Annotated in this window: 15 protein-coding genes; 3 read left to right on the forward strand and 12 right to left on the reverse strand. The window is 45.7% G+C overall.

Annotated elements, in window-relative coordinates:
* Nucleotides 1-121: 121 nt before the first annotated feature.
* Nucleotides 122-553: a DUF1801 domain-containing protein gene (locus CLV31_RS08910; protein ID WP_111392537.1), complete on the reverse strand. Its 432-nt coding sequence runs from the start codon at nt 551-553 to the stop codon at nt 122-124.
* A 114-nt stretch (nt 554-667) separates the two neighbouring features.
* A complete protein-coding gene (locus CLV31_RS08915) occupies nt 668-3,862 on the reverse strand; it encodes an MBG domain-containing protein (RefSeq protein WP_181452596.1) in 3,195 nt (1,064 codons plus the stop codon).
* A 502-nt stretch (nt 3,863-4,364) separates the two neighbouring features.
* On the opposite strand from CLV31_RS08915, the gene CLV31_RS08920 reads away from it, so the two are divergent.
* The 3 genes from CLV31_RS08920 to CLV31_RS08930 all read left to right on the forward strand — a co-directional run bounded on the left by CLV31_RS08920 (nt 4,365) and on the right by CLV31_RS08930 (nt 7,823).
* Nucleotides 4,365-4,955, forward strand: coding sequence for a hypothetical protein (locus CLV31_RS08920; protein WP_111392539.1), 591 nt, complete (start codon nt 4,365-4,367; stop codon nt 4,953-4,955).
* A 114-nt stretch (nt 4,956-5,069) separates the two neighbouring features.
* Nucleotides 5,070-6,452, forward strand: a complete 1,383-nt coding sequence (locus CLV31_RS08925) for a glycoside hydrolase family 30 protein (RefSeq protein WP_111392540.1) — start codon at nt 5,070-5,072, stop codon at nt 6,450-6,452.
* 258 nt (nt 6,453-6,710) lie between these two features.
* Nucleotides 6,711-7,823, forward strand: a complete 1,113-nt coding sequence (locus CLV31_RS08930) for an outer membrane beta-barrel protein (RefSeq protein ID WP_245943365.1) — start codon at nt 6,711-6,713, stop codon at nt 7,821-7,823.
* A gap of 17 nt (nt 7,824-7,840) precedes the next feature.
* On the opposite strand, the gene CLV31_RS08935 is transcribed toward CLV31_RS08930, so the two are convergent.
* The 10 genes from CLV31_RS08935 to CLV31_RS08980 form a co-directional block, all read right to left on the reverse strand.
* The gene (locus CLV31_RS08935; protein WP_111392541.1) at nt 7,841-8,530 is read right to left on the reverse strand and encodes a potassium channel family protein; all 690 of its coding nucleotides are present in this window, start codon (nt 8,528-8,530) and stop codon (nt 7,841-7,843) included.
* A gap of 75 nt (nt 8,531-8,605) precedes the next feature.
* Nucleotides 8,606-10,342 carry a TrkH family potassium uptake protein gene (locus CLV31_RS08940; protein ID WP_111392542.1) on the reverse strand — a complete coding sequence of 579 codons (1,737 nt, stop codon included), beginning with the start codon at nt 10,340-10,342 and terminating at the stop codon, nt 8,606-8,608.
* A 623-nt stretch (nt 10,343-10,965) separates the two neighbouring features.
* Nucleotides 10,966-12,558, reverse strand: a complete 1,593-nt coding sequence (locus CLV31_RS08945; RefSeq protein ID WP_111392543.1) for a hypothetical protein — start codon at nt 12,556-12,558, stop codon at nt 10,966-10,968.
* Nucleotides 12,555-14,729 (reverse strand): hypothetical protein, encoded by a 2,175-nt coding sequence (locus CLV31_RS08950; protein ID WP_111392544.1) that lies wholly within the window; start codon nt 14,727-14,729, stop codon nt 12,555-12,557. The genes CLV31_RS08945 and CLV31_RS08950 overlap by 4 nt, the downstream gene beginning before the upstream one ends.
* Entirely contained in the window at nt 14,726-15,886 is a 1,161-nt protein-coding gene (locus CLV31_RS08955; protein WP_111392545.1) for a BatA domain-containing protein, read from the reverse strand. The genes CLV31_RS08950 and CLV31_RS08955 overlap by 4 nt, the downstream gene beginning before the upstream one ends.
* Nucleotides 15,886-16,752, reverse strand: coding sequence for a DUF58 domain-containing protein (locus tag CLV31_RS08960; protein ID WP_111392546.1), 867 nt, complete (start codon nt 16,750-16,752; stop codon nt 15,886-15,888). The genes CLV31_RS08955 and CLV31_RS08960 overlap by 1 nt, the downstream gene beginning before the upstream one ends.
* Nucleotides 16,742-17,734: an AAA family ATPase gene (locus CLV31_RS08965; RefSeq protein WP_111392547.1), complete on the reverse strand. Its 993-nt coding sequence runs from the start codon at nt 17,732-17,734 to the stop codon at nt 16,742-16,744. The genes CLV31_RS08960 and CLV31_RS08965 overlap by 11 nt, the downstream gene beginning before the upstream one ends.
* A gap of 165 nt (nt 17,735-17,899) precedes the next feature.
* Nucleotides 17,900-18,514: a DUF4159 domain-containing protein gene (locus CLV31_RS08970; RefSeq protein ID WP_111392548.1), complete on the reverse strand. Its 615-nt coding sequence runs from the start codon at nt 18,512-18,514 to the stop codon at nt 17,900-17,902.
* A gap of 113 nt (nt 18,515-18,627) precedes the next feature.
* On the reverse strand, nt 18,628-19,944 hold the full coding sequence (locus tag CLV31_RS08975) for a TldD/PmbA family protein (RefSeq protein ID WP_111392549.1): 1,317 nt from the start codon (nt 19,942-19,944) through the stop codon (nt 18,628-18,630).
* Nucleotides 19,945-19,958: 14 nt separating this feature from the next.
* Complete coding sequence (locus tag CLV31_RS08980) at nt 19,959-21,602, reverse strand: TldD/PmbA family protein (protein WP_111392550.1); 1,644 nt, start codon at nt 21,600-21,602, stop codon at nt 19,959-19,961.
* Nucleotides 21,603-22,018 lie beyond the last annotated feature (416 nt).

Genomic DNA, 22,018 nt, shown 5'->3' on the forward strand with positions numbered 1-22,018 from the left:
GAATTGTTTAGGAGGGAATTTAGAGTGGACCAAATGACCACTCCAGATCCCACAGCAAGCTGAATTGCAGTATGATCCGGAGCTGATTGGGAAGAAGGGGGATCTTTAATGGAGGGGATTCCTAGTCAATTTTCCCGTATTTCTCATGAAGAAAATCTATGGAAGCCTGCATGAGGACTTTCATTTGCTCGATATTGATGTCTGCTAGTTTTTTGATATAGATACAGGCCTTTCCCATTTTGAATTTCCCAAGACCATCCAAAAGATGGGCATGTTTGGGACTACCGGTGTAAACGTAGAGGGAGATGGCCGCTTTTCTGGGAGAAAATCCAACCAAGGGCCAATCCCCCTGCTGACTGCTTCGCTCGGATTGGTAGTGGTACTTGCCAAACCCGATAATAGAGGGACCCCACATTTTGGGTTCAAAGCCCGTAAATTCCTGCATAATCCGGATCAATTCGTAGCTGTCCTGCCGCTTTTGCTCCGAATCCGCAAAAGCCCGGATAAATTCATATACATCTGCATCTGTTTGTTTGGTCTTGATTTCAGCCATGGGATTATTGAGTGGTTAGCGGTTTTACCAATCTCAAGAAAATTCCCGAAAGTCCAAAAACAAAAAAATCCCGATTCGAAGCGAACCGGGATTTTGAGGAAAATTAATTGGTGATTATTTCTTAATCAATCGCTTGGTCATGACCATATCTCCGACTTTCACCTGCACGGTGTAGAAGCCTGCGGCCAGGCCGTCTAAGTTGAAGGTTTGGGTGAAGCTTCCTTCACGGTATGCTTCATTTTCTACGACCATTCGGCCGACTGCGTCATAGATTCTGATCGCTACGGTGGCTTCTTGGTCCAGATCTACCATTACGTTAGTCTCACGCTGTGCAGGGTTTGGATACAGGAAGAACTCTCCCGGTTTCATTTCTCTGCTCAGGCTGATTTCTCTGCTGATGGTCTGACCTGCCCGATCAGTACTGAAGACGGTGAGCTTCAACTGTGCCGGAACCGTAGTTCCTTTCCAGATCAGCTTATCGCCATCCAGGGTGAGATCAGGATGATCCCCGATTCCATAGGTATGGATATTATCCACCGGATCGATTGTTCTCAAGATGCCCAACACATCTCCTACTCGTAGTTCTTTGGTCAGTTTGCTGTTATCGACAAGGATATCCAAAGCTTTTGGTTTATCCTGAACCAGCACCTGAATTGAGATCGGCTCATCCAGAGCGAAGAACTCATTTTCCATCAGATCTACTTTCAACTCATAGAATCCAGGAGTCAATGGATCGTAGTTGCTTGCATCCAAGGTCATTGGCAGTTTTCTGCTTTCAAACCAAGTGAGGCTCAACTGATCTACTTGCTTCTTTATAGTTTCCACCGGAGTGTTCCAGGCAACGGTCATCAGTTCGGTCGAAACTCGCTTGTTTCCTTTGGCTGGAGCCTTCACTTCATGGATTACGATAGATCCACCACCTGTACCGTTGTTGCCAAGAATGGTGGCATCGTCTGCATTTTCTGCGCTTCCAATTTTGTTATCATAGATAGTGACACCTGAAGTAGTTGTTATTTTGATTCTGAAAGCATCAGGATTGTTTTGCCCGTTCCAATCACCATCAATTGCCACAACAACGAACTTAAATCCAGTTTGACCATTTATAGTTCCTGATCCACGGTAAGTCGCTTTTCTACCGGAGATTACCAATGAACCTGATTCATGCATAGTGGACTTGAAGTTAATTCCACCTGCATTGAATTGGAATTCGGTATTACCATCTACTTGGGTGCTTCCCTTTTTGTAACGTGATACGAAACCGAAGTTGGCTTTTCCAACTGCGTTAGGATTAGCAGGCATTGCACCAGCAGGAGATTCGATCCAGCCACCACCGGTTACAAAGCTTCCGCTGGCATCAAATACTGGGATGTAAGCAACGGATTCAGCACATCCTGAACCTGCAGTAGCTGTCACTTTGAGAACACCGATGGCATTTAGACTACCTGTTGTAGCAGTTGCTACACCAGATGAATTAGTCGAAGCCGTTGTTGTAAATACCACTGTGTTAGCCTCATTTGTAACTGTGAAGGTTACGGTTACATCAGCCACATTTGGAGTTACTGTTGCGCTCAACATAGCTGCACTTCCCATCGGAACAGGAGTACTGGAAGCTGAGGCATCGATGGTGACACCATTTATGGTGAAATTGGCACCCACATAGGTAATCACATAGTTGCTGTTAGCCAAAGAACCTTGTTGGATGGCATAGCTTCCTACACCTTCTCCAGGTACTCTGGTCAATGAACCAGTGAAGCCAATAAGCGCTCCATTTGGCAAGGCTGTTCCAACTGCAGGACTTGAAGTATAAGTCAGCGGAGGATTAACCTGGCCACAGAATTTGCTGATGGCATCAGCTGTCACAGTTACTGGAAGTGGAGTGATTTCCAGATTGCCCGCCACGAAGGTCAGGATGTAGTTGCCGCTCAAGGCCAGCGTGCCCTGCGTGATCGCGTAGTCGCCTACATCTTCACCGGAATCTCTGGTCAAAGCTCCCGTAAACGAATCGGTGAACGCAAGGCTGCCCGATGTGATCTGGTAGGTAAAGGCAGGATCGGCATTGCCGTAGATCTTGCTCTTGTCATCCGCAGTCACCTCGATCGGTCTTTCGGTGATTTCCAGATTGCCCGCCACGAAGGTCAGGTCATAGTTGCTGCTCAAGGCCAGCGTGCCCTGCGTGATCGCGTAGTCGCCTACGTCTTCACCGGAATCTCTGGTCAAAGCGCCCGTAAACGAATCGGTGAACGCAAGGCTGCCCGATGTGATCTGGTAGGTAAAGGCAGGATCGGCATTGCCATAGATCTTGCTCTTGTCCTCCGCAGTCACCGTTACCGGACGCTTATTTACAGTTAAAGTACTTGAAGTACTGTTTGCTGCTGAAATTGGCAGATAGGTTCCAGTTACCCCGGCAAACGAACTTGTGATTGTATAGCTACCGCCCGCATCAAGTTTTCCAAGAGGTGAAGGCAAAGAGGTAATATCTACGTTCAGAGTGGCAATACCGCTAGCATTCGTTGTGCCAGTACCGACACTGGTTCCATTTATGAAAAATGTAATTGTTTGACCTGAAATTCCGACGGAAGTTTGATAGTTAGAGTATAATGTTGATTTAAGTTCTACAGAGGCACTGCCATAGGTCGTCGTAACTGGAGAAATGACTAAGGCTCCATAATTCCCAGTTAAAGTTCTTGTTGCATTTGGGGATGAAAATTGATAGTCGTACCCTAAAGTACCTTCAGCCAAAGTTCCTGAACTGATTCCGACACTAATTAAACTATAATTAATTCCACCAATTGAAATTAAATCTGGGTAAGAAAAAAATACAAGTTCATTATTTCTTGCACCTACAGTGAATGAAGTACTATCTGTACCAATTATGTCATTACTACTATTATTCGCACCTGTTGGATTCCTGTACCTATAATCAACGGAAGCGCCCGAAAGACCTGGTAATCCAACTGAATTAAACGTCACATTCCCATCCGTAAAAACCCACTCCGCAGTCCTTCCAGTCTCTTGACCTGTTACAGTGACATAAAAAGTGACCCCTAGGTGGTACTCTTCAATTGGAAATTGCACACTCCATGTACCATCTGCATTTACAGGTACATCAGTAAAATCATGCTGATGATCTGCATGTAAAGGAGGATCCTCATCCATATGAATATCAATCTTTGAATCCCCAATCCATCCACTACCTGAGATAATTGCAACCTCTCCTGGTGCATAATCCAACTTATCCGTTGTGACAGTTGGCTGGACAACCTGCCCCCAACTCTCCTGACTTATCATCCCCGATAAGCCAATCGTCATGACCAGTAACAGCAGCCTGGTCCAATGGAGTAAAATTTTCTTTCCCATAGTTGTGTCAAATAATTCGCCTTAAAAACTGAGTGAAACTGATTTTTCTATAAAAAACTCGACATCAGCCCACTTAATCAATTGTCAAAGATTAAAAGTATTTTGAATAAACAAAATACCGTTGATCATTTTGTTTATATTTTTTTGCACTTCAAATACTTTTTTTTCGCTTACAGACCATTACTAAATCATTAACAAAACAGATAATTAGTAGATTCGTGAGCTTATAGAGTGAAAAAAGCAGGCTGGATTTAGAAAAGCCTCTTTTTGACTGTTTCCATAAAATATTCCCCGAAAAAATACCGGTTGCCGGATTTTTAAATTCCTGAAAACGGATAATCCCCTTCCTCGCCCCCCCCTTCGAAAAAACTGAAAAATGATCCTTGACTGATTTCTTCTCTAGCATTCCTGAAATCCCGGTTTTTTGGGTTATTTTTCACCATTGCCCTCGCTTATGAAAAAATCTGTTCTTTTTTTCCTCGCAGCCTTTTTGTCTATTCACTGTGCTTGGGCACAAGGTCATTCCTTGGAACTTCAACCAAAACTGGAACAATACTTTCTGGCCACCAAGACAAAGGACTGGAAAACCGTTTTGGACATGGCCAATCCCAAAATTTTCACTTTGGCCCCTCGGAAAATGATGGAACAGATGTACAGTCAGATGGAACATGAAGTGGGCATGCGCTTTGACTTTGGCGAAATGAAAATTCTCGATTTCAAGGAAGGACTTGTACTTACAGACACGGTTTATGTTCCCGTAGATTACACCATGACCTTGGAAATTTACCTCAACCCCTCTCTTTTCACCACAGAAAAACAAATCCAGCAACTCTACGAAGGATTTCAGATTGCGTATTCCGGGCAGCAAATCCGCTTTGACGAAGAGACCATGCGATTTACCATCAAGGTCAAAAACACCTTGATCGCGAGTGCCAAAAGAGATTCCAATCACTGGTATTTTGGAGAGTATAAAGCTAATGATCCCTTGACCCGGATGATTTTCCCCCATGAAGTGCTGGAACGACTTAGACAAGGCTGGAATTGACGTTTTCCTTTCTTCTGTATTATCATAAAAAGGAATTATGACTGGAATTACTTGATTTCTGATCTCAAATCACAAACTTTGAAACCCCGAGAATGGGGCATTTTCTTTAAGGTCATGAAAAAAATTCCTTTTCTATTCCTCTCCCTGTTGCTCTTTGCCTGCTCCAAAAAAGAGCCCATCGCCGAATTTTGGCTGACTGACCCTAAAGAGGGGATTCTGTTCCAGCAACTTACCGAAGACCTGGATGACAATGATTCGGAATTGATCATTCAGGTAGATCCCGAAACCACTTATCAAAGTATGGATGGGTTTGGATTTACACTCAGTCAGGGTTCGGCCAAACACCTCTTGGAAATGAGTGATTCGGCTAGGATTGCCGTATTGAAAGAGTTGTTTGGCAATGGAGAAAAAGACATCCGCATATCATATCTCCGACTTGCCGTGGCGGCTTCCGATCTCAATGAATTCCCCTTCTCCTACAACGATTTGGAGGATTCGCTGGCCACCGATCTTTCGCTCGAAAATTTCAGCTTAAGCTACGATACATTGGATGTAATTCCTGTTTTGAAACAAATCCTGGAAATCAATCCGGAAATCAAACTTATGGCTTCTCCCTGGTCACCACCCAAGTGGATGAAGGACAACAAAGACACGCGTGGGGGTTCGCTATTAGAGGAATTTGAGCCGGTGTATGCACAGTACTTGGTAAAATACATCCGAGAAATGGAAAAGAGGGGATTCAATATCGATGCGCTTACCATCCAAAATGAGCCGCTACACCCCGGAAATAATCCGTCACTTTTTATGTTGCCTATCCAACAAGCCAGGTTTGTGGGGCAGCATTTGGGTCCAGCTTTCAAAAATGAAGGTATCAAAACCAAAATTGTCATCTACGACCACAATGCAGACCGGCCGGATTATCCCATCTCCATATTAAATGACTCCCTGGCCAATCCCTTTGTGGATGGCTCCGCTTTTCACCTTTACGGAGGGCAGATCGAAGCGCTTTCTGAAGTTCATCAGGCCTATCCTGACAAAAACATCTACTTCACCGAGCAATGGGTAGGCGCTCCCGGCAACCTGGAAGGTGACATCCCCTGGCATGTCAAAAACCTGCTGATCGGTGCTCCCCGCAATTGGGCCAAAACGGTGCTCGAATGGAACCTCAGTTCCAATCCTTCTCTCACTCCGCACACCGATCGAGGTGGATGTGACCGATGCCTTGGTGCAGTCACCATCGATGGGGATCAGGTGACCCGCAATCCGGCCTACTATGTGATCGCCCATGCGAGCAAATTCGTCGATCCCGGGTCTGTCCGAATTGATTCCAATGTGTTTGAAGGACTGTCCAACGTGGCATTTCTTCGTCCTGACGGAAAAAAAGTATTGATTGCGCTAAATGATTCCCAAAAACCGATCAGCTTCAAAATCCAGGAAAAGGAAAAGGTGATTTTCGGCTCTCTGAATCCCGGCGCCACAGGGACCTGGGTGTGGTAAATTTCAAATTTGAGATTTGAGATTTGAATTTTGGGAAAAAGGGAATCTTACCGCCATTTCATCTTAACCATTTGAAGAGCAAGATTAGGACAAGCTTTTGTGCATCTTCGGTCGCTTGGGCTGAGCACCTTACCGACGAAAGTCGGGAAGTTCGCATCACACGACCCAAAATCAAAAGGAATTCCCCGACAGGCAGCAAAGCGTTTAATAAGATTTGATTTTCACTACCAGGATATGATTCTCCGAAATCTGTTAGAAATGAGGCTTTTTTTACTCCATTTGTTTTTGGGTTGGGTAACCCTGACTCCAGTGTCTGCACAGGTTCTCAACTCCGGACTGATGAATTCCGACACGGGAGAACATATCGGCAACCTCAGTATCGGAGCCTACCTTGACACCTATTTTGGATTTGACTTTAGCCGTCCGGAAGATGGGCAAGTCCCCTATTTTGTATCCATGAACCGGCACAATGAGGCCACTGTCAACCTGGCCTTTGTGGATATCCGATACGAATCTGAGCGAGTAAGGGGGCGATTGGTTCCGGGTTTTGGCACCTATATCAATGCCAACTACCAAAATGAGCCGGGTACCTTGAAAAATCTGGTGGAAGCCTCTGTGGGTTTCCAAGTGTTCAAAGAAAAAGAAATCTGGGTTGATTTTGGGATCTTGGGTTCACCCTATACCAATGAAAGCGCCATCAGTCGAGATCACCTGATGTATACCCGCAGCTTTGCTCCGGAGTATGTCCCCTATTACCTTTCAGGAGCCAAGTTTACCCTACCTCTTTCCGGAAAACTCACTGCCTATCTATATCTACTTAATGGCTGGCAACAAATCAGGGATCAAAATCGCGGCAAAGCTCTGGGAACTCAGCTCGAATACCGTCCTGATAAAAAAAACCTCATCAACTGGAATACTTACTGGGGAGATGAGCGGTCTTCAGACCGACCCGAGGATCGACTGCGGGCATTCAGCGATGTGTACTGGATTCACGATGGGGATGGAAAATGGGATTTCACCTCCTGTCTATATGCAGGTTTCCAAAACAACCTGATGGACCGCTTCAATTCCAAGGTATTTTGGTGGCAGGCCAATTTTATCGCCCGTTACCACTTTACCGAAAAAATAGCCCTATCGGGCAGAATGGAGTATTTTTCCGACCCCAACTCGATTCAGATCACCGCTGAGCTCCAACCCCCATTCCAGGCTTTCAGCAATGGGCTATGCCTCAACCTCACCCCTCAGTCAAATCTGCTCCTGAGGATAGAAGGAAGGTATTTCTATTCTTCAGAGGCTTTGTTTCAACAAACCGCACAACAGACCTCCAAAGACAAATTTTGGATGATTAGCGGGATTACTTTTTCTTTTTGAGCTTTTGTAAATAAGACCTAAAAGCGCTTCTTCAGAAATTTTTCCAAGTCTTGGTTGGCGCCGAAAAGAACCAAAATTTCATTTTCCTTCAAGATCAATTCGGGAGTAGCAATCCCTAAAACCCTTTCCATGGTTCTGCTTTTCCCGAGGATGCTTTTGACTTCCTCCTTTTTGATGGTTGTAAGTACGAGCAGATTGAATTTTTGCCTGAATCCTATCTCTCGGATGGATTTGCCCACGTACTCTTCCGGCACATTTGCCTCTATGATGCTAAACTCCTCGCTGAGCTCGAAGGAGTCCACCACATTTTTGATGCATAGCTTTTTTGCCAAGCGTTCCGCTGTTTCTTCCTCCGGGTGCACGATTTCATCCACCCCAAGCGCTTGCAACACCCGCTCGTGAAGCGGATTGATGGCACGGCTGATCAATCGTTTGACTTGCTGATTTTTAAATAAGGCTGTGGCCATGATGTTGGCCCCTTGATCCTCTCCTATGGCCACGATGACCACATCGGTATCTCTCAGGGGAAGTCCCGAAACCGTAAATTCATCCGTGGCATTCATACAGATCGTATGAGAAATTTTCTCCTTATACAGATCAACCTTCTCAATTCGGGAATCAATCCCGATCACTTCGTTACCTGAAGCGGTCAGTTTCATAGCCAAGGAAGACCCGAAATTTCCCAATCCAACAATGATGTATTTCATAAATATGTTGATGTTTAATAGTCGAATAAACAGCAAGCTTAATCCTCTTGCTACCAACCGATTGACAAGCCCCTATTAATTGATTACAATTTCCTCCGTCGGGTATTTATAATTTTTATACCGCACCTTTTTGAAAACGGCGATGAGTAACGATAACATACTAACCCGTCCGACAAACATGATGACCGTAAGGATAATTTTACTCATATCGGATAGGGCAGCGGTGATCCCCAAGCTCAATCCAACCGTACTGAATGCTGAAAAACATTCAAAGCCAATCTGAATCAAGGTTTTTTCCGGATCAAATACGGAAATCAAAACGATCCCAAACCCGATTATTATCAAGGAAAGAGAAATGGTGGCAAATGCACGTCTGACAGAAATATCGGCAATCTCCCTTCGGTAAACCTCAATTTTGCTTTTTCCTTTGGCCAAACTTAAAATATTGAGTGTGGCAATCGCAAAGGTACTGGTTTTGATCCCTCCTCCTGTGGAAGCAGGTGAAGCCCCAATCCACATCAGCAAAAAAACAATCATGGTCGTGGGAAAGAGCATCGCGGAAGTGTCGATGGTATTGAATCCGGCCGTTCGGGGAGTGGTGGCCCCAAACAGAGCCGTCACGATCTTGCCCATGCCCTGATGTTCGGCCAGGGTATTGCTATATTCCAAAGCCAAAAAAAGCACAAAACCCACCAGTGAAATACTAAGGGTAGTCACCAGCGTAATCCGACTGTTTAGATTCAGAACCCAAGGACGATAGGTAGGTTTGTATCGGCCAAAAGAAGCCAATGCCTTCAGTTTGTATTTCAAAAAGGTGATGATGTTGTTGACAATGGGAAATCCCAATCCTCCCATCACGAAAGTCAGGATAATCACCAGCTGCAGGAGGTAATTGTACCGAAATCCCATTTCATAAAGCCCATTGGGAAGGGTCGAAAAACCGGCATTGCAAAAAGCCGAAACCGCATGAAAAACGGCAAAGAAAATCTTTCTGGGTTCGGAGGGAAAAAGGGTGGAATCCAGGCTCGAATAGATCAAAACGGCTGAAATCAATTCGATTCCGAAGGTGATCAACAAAATGGACTTGATCGTCGAAAATACCTCTCCCAATTTGTTGGAATTGGTCATATCACTCAATGCCAGCTGATTTTCATAAGTGGCACCCCCTTTGAAAAAATAGCTGAAGTAACTGGCAAAAGTCAAAATCCCCAAACCTCCGATCTGAATCAAAAAGAGAATAACCAACTGCCCAAAATCAGTAAAGTAGCTTCCGGTATCCACCACAATCAATCCGGTGACACACACGGCACTGGTCGAGGTAAACAGCGCATCGATAAAAGACAAACCTCCCACCGTAGCCCTTGGAGTCATCAGGAGAAAAGTCCCGAAAAGTATGATCAGCACAAAACTCGACACAAAAAGCTGGGCGGGATTGAGTACGGTGCGCTTGTAATTGATCCGAAGCTCAGAAAACTCACGGATAAAAGTCAACACGACGGCGATCTGAACCCAAATGGGGTTTTCCAGCATCAGGTCAGTCTCAAAGGGTACCCCCACAAACAGGTAGAGGTAAAAGACCCACAGGGAAAAGCCGACGGAAATCAGATCAAAGGCAAAAACACTTTTGGCCGGGAATCTCTTTTTGGCAACATATCGGGCGACGGTGGATATAATTCCAAACCCTAAAACAATGAAATAGAAACCGTCAAAAACCTCTTGGTAAAAGCTGTTTTGATTGAAACCAAAATCTGCGATTAAAGCGAACAGTCCCAAGGTACTAGCGATCATCGCTATCCGGCTTAGGTAATTCATGCGGGATTCATTTGCCCAAATGTTGATGTTCTTACCCTAAATTCCAACAAATCGAAGGATTTAAATATACCTCGCAGCGCTATTAATCCACTTTAAAAAAACAATATGCCAAGCCAATTTCCAGGATATAAACCCTTATTTAGATCTAGAAGTATATGGTTTAAGTTCCTCGGGGGTTGCAATCCAAACGCGGTATTCGAAGATTTGAGCTCTTACACCACAGAAAAACCAGGTTCAACCTGAAATATGCATTAGAAAATCTACTACGACCTCATAATGCTTCAAAATCAGTCGTTTCACTTCACTTTTCGATCTCACCGTAGCGGTGCTACGCCTCGATCTCCAAAGTGCCTGATTTTCTTGCATTTTGAGTTCTCGCTACGAATTCTAATGCATAATCCAGGTTCAAAAATTTCCCCGCCAAACCTTGGTCTCTTGAAATACTTGTTTCTCCCCATCAAACTGGCATCAACCTAGTAGCAAAGCTGCATCAAAGCTACATCAAAGCTACATTAAAGCTGACTAACCCCCACCCTGAAAATACCTGTCAAGTCCATAGAATCCACAGATTCCATATTTTCCACGATCCCTGTGAACTCTGTGGTAAAATCATTTTGTGTTGGCTACTGCAGCTTCGGCTCCACCCACATCGCACCCAAAAACACCAACATCCCAATCAAGCCGATCCATGGGGAAATGGGTTTAGACTGGGCTTCTTCTACTGCTTTGGTGTTCTGCCGAAGTTCTGAAATATACCGAGCGGTCGCCACAGCCGGGAATTCATCCAAACCATAACCGTAAACCGAAAAATCATCTCCTGCATCCAACCAGCCTGTTCCGTTTGGCTGCCAATTTCCCTCAGCCTGAAACTCATTGATCGGATTAATTTTTAGCCAAATCGTATCCTCTCCCACTCTCAAAATCTCCGGCAAACTGTCCTGTTCAAACAGCTGAATATTAGCCTCTAAACCTTGGAAAACCGGAGCATTCGAGCGTTTGGATCGGGGTTCATCCGGTTGCATCGCTCCAAAAACCTCTCCCCAAATCTCCTCATAGGCTTCTTTTTTCCCCTCCATCACTAGGGTATAGCTGGACTCCAGCAAACTGATCCCAACTTGGGAACTTCCAACCTGCTGGATAGCGATTCGCTGATCCAGAAAAGCTTTCTGACCTTGCTTTTCCTTCCATCTGAAAGGCAAAGCTTCCAAACCGTTTTCCAGCTCTGAACCAGCTGATTCCAACTCAAATTCCGTCCCAAAAAGCCGATTGACTTGTTGGGTAAGCGCATTTGGATCGCTGACTTGGATCAGCATCAGATTTCCCATTCCGGCTTTCACCCAATCCTGAACAGCCTTTTGGGAAAGTTGGGCAGGATCGATGATGCGTATCTGTAGTGAGTCATTATTCTCTTGGGTCTGCAAAAAAGTCTCCCGGGAAAGCTGAATCTGTTCGCTGACGTTTTCTCCTTTTTCCCTAAGCCAGGTAGCAAGCGTCCGGCTTTCTGCACTCGGAAATCCCATCTGGAATTGGTATTTCTTTGGAACGGAAGGCCCGATAAAATAGCGAAGGATAGCAAGGGTGTCTTTTTCCAGAACCAGAGGAACCTCCGACCTACCTTGACCTGCGGTTCGGAACTCAAGAACTCCCTGATTCCAACCGGAGTTCATGGTTGCTGAATCGGCTTTTGCAATACCAAGTTTTAGAAATTGGTCTGGTTGGGAGGAGAAAATGGAATAAAAAACCCGCTGATTTTCCCCTTTCCGCACATAGCCTTTCCAGGAAATATCCCGGATCAACCCATTTTCAATCGGCAAAACCCAGTTTACCTCTCTACTCCGAAGCGGATACAATTCTGCTTTGGAAAATTGCTTTCCCAACAATACCACTCGTTCAGACTGTCCGTCAAATTCAGAGATTTCGACCGCTTCTTCCAATCCCAAACTGTCTTTCCAAAAGTCAAGTTCAGCCTGTTCTATGCCTTCTTCATAGACCAACCAAGGCTCAGACTCCTGAGAAATTGGCACTTGTGGTCGAAGAAGCGATAAAGCCAAAAACCCCCAAAATCCGAAAAATAGACTGGTTTTGACCCATAGACGATTTATAGAAACGCCTTTCTTTCGATAGAAAAACACCGAAGACAATCCGATCACCAAGACCAAAATCAATAGGGTCCAAAGCAAGGGAAGAGAAACGATCGGCGAAAAGTCTAAACTCATGGATTCTTCTTTAAAAAGGCATCTCTCAAAGCCTGATTGGACAGCTGACTTGGGTCTACGAACTTGTAATTTTTGGCTAAAGGATAAAGTTTTTTCCTCAATAGATTTTTCCCTTTTTTATCCAATTTTCCGGCTTCCAATTCCTGCAAAGCCAGCAAAACCGACCAATCCTCCATTCCGGAATTTTGAATCCGTGCTGACCACAATTGGCCTAATTGCCTGACATTTTCCTTTTCGGAAACAGTCAATTCTTGCTTGAGTAATAAGCCTAAAACCTCAGAAGCCAGCGGTTCGATCTGCTCCTCCAGTTCGGCCAATTCCTTTTCCAATCGGGTTCCGAGTTGCTCCAATTTTCCGCTCAATCGGATCTCCTCTGCCTTGATCGGCGGCGGATCGTAGCCCGTTCGCTTGATATACACCCGGGATTTTTGCTGCACAGTTTTCAGGAGTTCCAGGGCTTTGTATTGAAAAGGAAGGGATTTCTCGGGCTCAAAAAGCCGCAAATACAGCTCCGCCTGCCACATTTGCTCGAGAGCGGACTTCAAGGCACCGCGAGTACTTTTCTCAAAATAGGTGTTCAGTTCCTCTGAGTCATGTGCATGCATATAGTCTGCCAGCAAACTTTCAATTCCTCCCCCTGATGTTTGTTCCTCTCCGTGGGAATGCCCTTCGTGGCTTTCTTCCTCCACCTTAAAATCCGGATCATGCTCTCCTTCCTGATCGTGCAGGTGCATATAACCACTCAAAAGATCGCCCTCCTGCCCTTCCATCACTCCTCCACCGGCATCGGATTCAAACTCCTCTCCGAGATATTGCCCATAGCGGAGGCGTAGCAGTTTTTGGTCGTATCCGATTTCATTTGAGATGAAATTGAACTCCTTTTCAGTTTTATTTTTCCGCTCGGCAACCAATTTTTCGGTATCGATGATGATCTGCCGCTGACTTCGAAAATAATCCGGCAACACGTTGATGGCCATGCCGGCAAATGCCTCCTCGCTGTCCTCACTTTCATCGAAATACTTGATGAAATAGGTGTCCGAGCGGGAAAAATTCGCTTCGGGTTGCCTGTTGTCTTTTGCAGACCAATAGTAGTAGAGCTCATCCCCGGGCTTGAAATCCATGCCGGAAAGGTCCAAGGTCAACCCGCTGTTCTTCTGCTGAAATGGCCTGTTTTCAACCGGTAACTGAGTCTCCCGAAACTTCACATTCTCTCCTCTTCCTCTTGCCAAAGTCGCTACAATCACCACTTCATGAACCGAAAAATCATCGGAAATCTGCGCTTTGAGGGGAATTTTGGGATTGTTTCCGGGGAAAAAGAATTTGTAGGTCTCTTTCTCTTCAGGCTCAATCACCGGACTCAAATCCTCCACCGACTCCAAAGTGTAAAACTCAGACTGAAAGACGGATTCATCTATTCGGAAAGCCTGAATGGAATAAATCCCTGAACCCGTGAGTTGCTCCTGGAGTTGAAATCCGCCTGAATGGGATTGAAATGGAAGCTTTTCTCCCAAGGAATTCACCAGAAAAACCTCCAAATCCTGTCCATTTTTGAAAGTCAAATCCCAGGTCAAACGAGAACCTTTCAGGGCTTTGATATCCAGATTGGTTTCGGTTTGTGCAGGCAAACGGGTGTAGGCGGGAGCCTGAATCTCCACTTGGGCAGATTGGAGTATGGGAAGCTTTGGATTATCCTCGCTCACCAACGATACTTCCTGAGAAGTCTTTATGTCGGGTTCTAAGTCTTGACTTGGATTGGCTAAAAAAGGAAGTAGAAAAGTGAGCAAAAGCGACGCACCAAACACGGCGACAAACGGCAACAGCCCTTTTCCAAAAACCGAGATTTTTGGTGGAATCTGGGCTGTAATGCGAGTGATTTGGAGTTGATCGGCAATGTTGAGTTCGCTCTTTTCCAGAAGTTCCAGGCTAAACTCCAGATTTCCGGCTTGCTGATGAAGGACTTGTACCGCTTTTTTCTTTTGGCTTCGAAAAGCCCCCAAAGCATAGGCTATCCCAACTGTTCCTCCACCTGTAAGGACACTTTTCCAGATTTGGTTTTCCCACCAAAAACCAAGAATCAAGGCCAAACTCACTCCAAGCAAAAGAGCCTTTAACCAAAGATTGGCCGAAAGCTGACGCTCGATCGAGGCGATATGGGATTGGAGCGTTTTCACAGATTGGCGCGGTAGGCTAGGAAGTGTTCGACAGCGAAGAGTATCACCAAGAGAATCAAGAACAATTCATTCATGTTTGCGGACTTGGTCAAATGAGATTTTGGAATAGCTGAAAACCTTTGCTCAAGTTGGTTTTTGCTGATTTTCAGATCAGTTTTTTCCACTTCCAAATGAGTCAAAATCGGCTTTAAAATCAACTCCGGAAGAAGACCCTTTTCCAAAGTTTCCTCCCAGTTCAGGTTAATCAAATCACTTAAGGCAAAAACTTGATGCGAGACCTTATCTCCATGATTTTCAGTGAGAAAAAGCAATTGATTTTTCTTGAGGTTTGGGAGAAAAGTTTCTGAAAAAAGAAACAGGGATTGAATCGAATCACTTTCGGTAAACTTCAATCCATAGACCTCTTCGATGGCTGCTAGGGCGGACTGGATCGCTTCTTTTTTCTCCTTTTCTAAAGAGAGAAAAGCAACAGGAATGGTGCCGGAAATCGCTTGGGAGGAGTTTGTTGTTGCAGAGGTTTTCACCAAAATCCCTTCCAAATCCAGCTCCAAAAACTTCCCGGATTCCAAGGCAATGGCAGGGCTTTTGACTTTGGCGATGTAATTTTCAGCTATCCGAAAAACCGGCTTTTGCGGTAGCCAGTAGGTGTTTTCCTGAAAATAGGAAGCCTGCAATCCCGTGTACAGGTAAATCGAATCTATGTCAGAATCCAACTCATCCAGATAGTCCTGCAATTTTTCCAAAGAAAATCCCACCCCCGAAATCTGCTCCCCTTGATAGTCCGGCAAACCCGCTCCTAACCAGCGGACTTCCTGCCCTTTTTGAGTCGCCTGCTCCAGTTCAAACCGAAACTCCGCCTCCACTTGCTCATCCGGCCAAACCAAATGGACAACCTTATATTCTCTCCCTCCTTCAAACCTTTTCCAAATCAATCCGGCCAACAAAAAAACAAGCGTGGTCAACAACAGGATTCGGATCAAAAGCAACAACCAATTTTCCAGTTTGACCGAACGGCTGGATTGGGATTCTTTGGGATCCAACCAGGGAAAAGCTGCCCAAGCGATTACTTTGCCCTTTTTTCCATTCCACAAATGGATCAAAACAGGGATCGACAAACCCAACATTCCCCAAAGCAAAGTCGGCTGAATCCACTCCATCAGGCTAGCTTTTTTCGGTTCAAAATCTGTCGGATCACTCCGGCCAAAGGTTCTTTCATGGAAACCCGGATCAATTGCACATTCGGGGCCTGGAAAGTTTGATCCAAGTGATCGAGATAGGCCTGAAACCTCTCGCGAAACTGGGTATGCATCGCCCTTGCATCCTGCACAACTTCCTGTCCGGACTCCAAATCCCGAAAAACAAAGTTCCCCTCCAGCTTGAAGTCCAACTCCTGTTCACCCAAAATCTGAATCAACATCAGCTCTTTTCTGGGATGATTGAAAGCTTTAATGAGGTTTTCCCATTCGGATTCTTTCTGTAAAAAGTCAGACACCCAGATCACCAATTCTCGCTCTTTTCCCTGAAGAAAAGAATCCGAAATCGGCTGCAATGGCCAGGAACCGCCAGCTTTGGCCTGCTCCAAAAACAATAAAATCCTTTGGAAACTTTTGGGTGTTGGCGCTACTTTCTGCTCGATTTTCCCTTCGGACAGGGTAAAATAACTCAAAGCATCCCCCTGCAGAAATCCCAGATAGGCCAAAGAAGCGATCAGGTTTTTGGCATAATCCAATCTGGAAAAGTCATTTTCCACATAATTCATCGAACCGGAAAGGTCCAGCATCAGACGGATTTGAAGGTTGCTTTCCGTGGTGGATTCTTTGATCATGTACTTGCCGGACCTGGAAAAATACTTCCAGTCGATCCGTTTGAGATCATCCCCGGGCTGATAATGCCGGTATTGCTCAAACTCGCTGCCGACACCCACCCGAATGCCCGAGTGGATCCCCTGCCGCAGCTGCTGACTGATCAATCGGGCAGCAAGGCGCAGGTCGTTGAGCTTGATGATCTCCAGATTACTTGGCATGAACAGGAACTTGCTCGAGGATCTTTTTGATGATAAAATCGGTATCCAACTGCTCGGCTTCCGCACGGAAATGCAGGGAAATCCGATGCCTCAAGACCGGATAGATCAGGTGCTGAATATCCTCCGGAATCACGGAAAAACGGCCTTTGACAATTGCCCTGGCTTTGGCACAAAGGACCAAAGCCTGTCCGGCACGGGTACCTGCACCCCACTCCACGTAGTTTTTCACTTCGGCAACTGAAGTAGTTTCTAATCTCGTCGCCCGGATCAGGCGATTGATATAGGCCAATAGTGCCGAATCAAGGTGAACTTGTCTGGTGAGTTCCTGGAGCTGCTTGACTTCAGATCCGCTGAGTACTTTTTGGGGATTTGCTTTATAGGTTCCGGTGGTTTTTTGAAGCACTTCCAATTCCTCATGCTCGGAAGGGTAGCCCAACTTGATGTACAAAAGGAATCGGTCCAGCTGTGCCTCGGGAAGCGGATAGGTTCCGCTTTGCTCAATGGGATTTTGGGTGGCGATGATCAAAAAAGGATCAGGAAGCGGATAATTTTTGCCTGCATAGGTCACCAGTTTTTCCTGCATGGCTTCCAGCAAAGCTGCCTGAGTTTTGGGAGGAGTTCGGTTGATCTCATCGGCCAAAACCATATTGGCGAAGATCGGCCCTTGGTTAAACTGGAAAAATTTCTTTCCCGTACTGTGGTCTTCCTCGAGGATTTCTGTCCCGATGATGTCACCGGGCATCAGGTCAGGTGTAAACTGAATCCGCTTAAAACTCAGCTCCATCACTTCGGAGATGGTTTTGACCATCAGGGTTTTTGCCAAACCGGGAACACCTTCGAGCAAACAATGACCTCCAGCCAAAAGCGTGATGATCACCTCATCCAGAACTTCCTCCTGTCCGACAATGACCTTGGCAATTTCTTTTTTCAGCTGGGGAATCTTCTCCACGAGCTGTTGGTATTTGATGAGTTCGGTTTCCAAGTTGGTTTAGGTTAATGACTTTTGGATTGTTTCACGAATAAATAAAATTTGAATTCATTTCGAGGTTTAAATCCCCCTAACCCCCTTGATAAGGGGGAATTTGGCAAAATCCAGCATCAAACTTTTAAATCCTTTGGTTGAGCGAAAGTTTTGGGATACATAGATTTAGGTTAATGCGTAGACGACAATATTGACCCCGAATCGGGTATTGTCGATTTTGTTAAAGCGCTTATTTCTGAAATCGTAATCCCATTCGCAGCCATAGTCTTTATTGCTGTACAGGACACCGATCCGTCCGTTGATCTGAATTGCTTTGAGGTAGTCGTGCACCAAGTCATCTCCCCAGCCGTTGAGCTCGAAGGAAGTGGTAGGCGGACCGTCTTCAAACTCAAAAAAGCATCGGTAAAGCCAGTGGTCGTTTGGGATTTTTTGCAAAGCTTCAGGGCCAAAGGTTCGGGCCATTTCTTTTTCAAAGGATTTGGCGAAAAGTCCGTCAATGTCATGATTGCAGTCATCGACAAAGACAAAACCTCCCCGCTCCACATAGGTTTTGAAGATCTGCCGCTCCTGTTGGGTAAACTCCACGAGCTTGTGTCCACTGAGGTAGCAAAAGGGACTTTTGTAAATCTCCTCACTGCTCAACTCGATCACGCGCTCCTTTTCGTCCACCGGAATCGTGGTGTACTCCACCAGGCTGTGCAGGATATTGGACGGCATGCGCTGATCCGTATCCCAATTGCCTGAGGTGTATTTGATGCGAGTGAAGAAAAATGTGGACATGATGGAAGTGGATTTGTGTACCTCCTTTGTAAGTAGTAAGTGGTAAACAGTAAGTTTAACTACTCACAACTTACCACTCACCACTTACATTAGAGATAAACAATCTATATAAATCAAACAGCGTCCGACAATGAGGTAAAGGTGAAGTCCCTGATCTTCATCGGGGGCACCATGTTTCCACCGGTTCGCTCGGGCTTGCCCATTGCTTCAATGTTGTTGAGCATGATGATGGGGCTTTCGTTGAATCGGAAGTTTTTCACCGGGAATTTGATCTGACCGTTTTCGATGTAGAATGTACCGTCACGGGTCAAGCCTGTGTAGAGCAAAGTCTGAGGATCTACAGCACGGATATACCAGAAACGGGTAACCAAAATTCCTCTTTCGGTATTTCGGATCATGTCCGCCAAAGACTGATCGCCTCCGGCAAAGATGAATCCCTGAGGTCTTGGCACCACGTTTACCCCTTGCTTCTGTGCCCAATAGCGGGAATAAAACATGTTTTTTACCACGCCATTTTCCACCCAGGTGGTCTTTTCCAAAGGAAATCCTTCTCCTGACCAAGGTGCAGCCGGAATATCCGGATGATTCGGATCGGAATAAATCGTCACCCGTTCGTCAAATAGCTTTTCGCCCAACTTGGTACCTCCGCCTTTTTTGCTCAGAAAGCTTCGGCCTTCGTCTGCACTTCTCGCATCCATTCCTGAAGCCAAAAGTCTAAGGAGATCATTGGCAGCCATGGGTTCAAGGATTACCGTGTATTTTCCAGGTTCGATGGCTTGGGCATTGACGGAAGCCATGGCCTTTTGCGCAGCGATATTGGTAACCTGACTAGCATTCAGAAGTGATGCGTCGTTAAAATCTTTTCCTGCATAGCCCGAACCTGTACCATCTGCCGATCTGACGGTAATGGTGAATTCCACAGAAGTGCTTTGATTGTAACCAAAGAGCCCCTTACTGTTTCCCGTCGCCACAAAGCCTGTAAAATCCTCCAAATATCCGGCAGCGGTCAGGTTATTGTCCACGCAGGGCTTGATGCTGTCTACTGCCAATTGTGCCCGATATTCGGGATTGATCGCATCGGTAGCTTTTGCAAAAGTTTTGGAAGCCGCATAATTCTGCGGACCCAACATCGGCATGTATTCCGGATTTTCCGGTGCCAACGCGGCAATTTCTTCAGCCCGGGCAACCGTTCTTTTCAATGACTCATCATCAAATTCATTGATGGTGGCAGAGCCTGATTTTTTCCCATAGACCGAAGTGACGCTGAGGCTGAGCTCGTTTGTTTCACCACTGGTATTGACCGTGTTTCTGGCATAGCGGATGTTTCCGGTACGGCCACCGCTGATGGTCACCTCGGTTTCATCGGCTTTAGCATAAGACAACACCTTATCTATGATCGCTTTAGCTTGTTCTTGAGTTAGTATAGCCATAGTAATATTCAGGATTAAATAGATCTACCGGTGTTGATGACATTGACTCCGTCAAAACGGGTGGTAGGACTTCCGTGGGAAACTGCAGAAACTTGAGAAGGCTGGCCTTTTCCGTCGAAGAAAGAACCGAACAAGCGGTAATCGTCTTTGTCGCAAAGGGCCGAGCAGCTGTTCCAAAACTCCTGGGTATTGGACTGATAGGCAACGTCCTCGAGCATTCCGGCGATTTGGCCGTTTTTGATTTCGTAGAAAAGCTGACCCCCAAACTGGAAGTTGTAGCGCTGCTGATCGATGGAATAAGATCCACGACCTAGGATGTAAATTCCTTTCTCGATGTCTATGATCATATCGTGAGGACTCATCTTGGCCTCACCCGGCTTCAGAGACACGTTTGGCATACGCTGAAACTGCACTGAACTCCAATTATCGGCAAAGCAGCAACCGTGAGATTCCGGTTCGTTGATGATTTTGGCCTGATCGCGGATGGCTTGGTAGTTCACCAACACCCCATTTTTGATCAAATCCCATTCTTTGGCTTGCACGCCTTCGTCGTCCCATCCTACATTTCCCAGGGAATTGGGCTGGACTTTATCTGCAACGATGTTGACCAAATCCGAACCGTACTTGAAATTTTTGGTCTCCCACTTGTCAAGCGTGGCGAAGCTTGTTCCGGCATAGTTGGCTTCATAACCCAAGACACGATCCAACTCCAAGGGGTGACCCACTGACTCGTGAATGGTCAATCCCAAATGGTCCGGATCAAGCATCAAATCATACTTGCCTGGAAGAACAGACTTGGCAGTCAATTTCTCTTTTGCATGCTTGGCAGCGGTGACGGCATCTTCCACCATGTCATAGCTGTTGCGATAGCTGTTGAATCCGGCCGGATTCATGAATTTCTCGGAATCCAAACCATCCAAATATTCGTAACCCATGCCCATCGGTGCGCTCAGTGCCTGACGGGAACGGAACACGCCTTCCTGACGGTTGACCGCAGTCACGGTGAAATTGGGCCAAATGCGGTGAATGTCCTGATCAATGTAAGAACCGTCAGTGGAAGCGAAATACTTCTGCTCGTTGATCATGAAAAGCGCAGAATTGACAAAGGCAGCACCATTGTCCAAGGCAGCGTTGTTGACCGAAAGCAACAAGTCGATTTTGTCCTTGACCGGTACTTCCATCGCGTTTTTCTGGATGGGTGTTTTCCAGCTGACTTCGCCATAAGCCTTGACAGGGGCAAGCACTACGGGTTCTTTTTGGAGTTTGGAGTTGGCTTTGGCGATGGCCACAGCTGTTTCCGCACACTTTTTAATCCCGTCAGGAGTCACATCGGAAGTAGCCGAAAATCCCCAGGTACCGTTGGCGATTACCCGGATTCCCACTCCGAAAGACTCGGCATTGGTGATTCCCTGTACGTTTTTCTCACGGGTAAACAGGTATTGCTGAAGGTAGCGGCCGATACGGACGTCGGTGTAGGTTGCACCCAGACTTTTGGTCGTATTGAGTGCCACATCAGCCAAGAGCTTTTTGGCGGCAGCATCCATGCCGGGAGCGATGAGATGCTCTGCCGCGACAGGTTTGCTGAAAGCCACCAAACTTGGGACCATCATTGCCCCCAAACCAAGCCCTGAATAATGTAGAAAGTCTCTTCTTTTCAATGGTCTCTAGTTTTAATGGTTAGTTTATATTCTTGAAATTAAATGTAATCCCTTTATCCACTCATTTCAACAGGAATGTTATAATGGCGGTAACAGGGATTAATCGGTGGGGAAAATTCAATTTAAGCCGTGAAAGCGAAGATTATTTGAATTTTTGTAATTCTGATGCCTGGTATTTTCCAGACGATATTTAAGTCCATCATTTTTCAATACCGAAGGGTAAAAATCAAAGCAGTCAATGAAGAAGGAAAACCCAAAAGAAAAAAATCAGACCATAGCTGAGAAAAGGCCTTTTTCCTACTCGGAATAAAAAGAAAAACCCTTTGGAAATCAGATTTTCATCCCATTCCCAAAGGGTAACAACCGGTAATTGGCTCTTCCCTTTTTCCAATAATAAGCCCAAGGAAAAAGTGGAA

The sequence above is a fragment of the Algoriphagus aquaeductus genome (assembly GCF_003253485.1).
Taxonomy (GTDB): Bacteria; Bacteroidota; Bacteroidia; order Cytophagales; family Cyclobacteriaceae; genus Algoriphagus; species Algoriphagus aquaeductus.

Excerpts from the sequence above, each read along its gene's own strand:
- CLV31_RS08910 (WP_111392537.1), bottom strand. The coding sequence starts at position 553 with ATGGCTGAAATCAAGACCAAACAAACAGATGCAGATGTATATGAATTT.
- CLV31_RS08915 (WP_181452596.1), bottom strand. The coding sequence starts at position 3,862 with ATGACGATTGGCTTATCGGGGATGATAAGTCAGGAGAGTTGGGGGCAG.
- CLV31_RS08920 (WP_111392539.1), top strand. The coding sequence starts at position 4,365 with ATGAAAAAATCTGTTCTTTTTTTCCTCGCAGCCTTTTTGTCTATTCAC.
- CLV31_RS08925 (WP_111392540.1), top strand. The coding sequence starts at position 5,070 with ATGAAAAAAATTCCTTTTCTATTCCTCTCCCTGTTGCTCTTTGCCTGC.
- CLV31_RS08930 (WP_245943365.1), top strand. The coding sequence starts at position 6,711 with ATGAGGCTTTTTTTACTCCATTTGTTTTTGGGTTGGGTAACCCTGACT.
- CLV31_RS08935 (WP_111392541.1), bottom strand. The coding sequence starts at position 8,530 with ATGAAATACATCATTGTTGGATTGGGAAATTTCGGGTCTTCCTTGGCT.
- CLV31_RS08940 (WP_111392542.1), bottom strand. The coding sequence starts at position 10,342 with ATGAATTACCTAAGCCGGATAGCGATGATCGCTAGTACCTTGGGACTG.
- CLV31_RS08945 (WP_111392543.1), bottom strand. The coding sequence starts at position 12,558 with ATGAGTTTAGACTTTTCGCCGATCGTTTCTCTTCCCTTGCTTTGGACC.
- CLV31_RS08955 (WP_111392545.1), bottom strand. The coding sequence starts at position 15,886 with ATGGAGTGGATTCAGCCGACTTTGCTTTGGGGAATGTTGGGTTTGTCG.
- CLV31_RS08960 (WP_111392546.1), bottom strand. The coding sequence starts at position 16,752 with ATGCCAAGTAATCTGGAGATCATCAAGCTCAACGACCTGCGCCTTGCT.
- CLV31_RS08970 (WP_111392548.1), bottom strand. The coding sequence starts at position 18,514 with ATGTCCACATTTTTCTTCACTCGCATCAAATACACCTCAGGCAATTGG.
- CLV31_RS08975 (WP_111392549.1), bottom strand. The coding sequence starts at position 19,944 with ATGGCTATACTAACTCAAGAACAAGCTAAAGCGATCATAGATAAGGTG.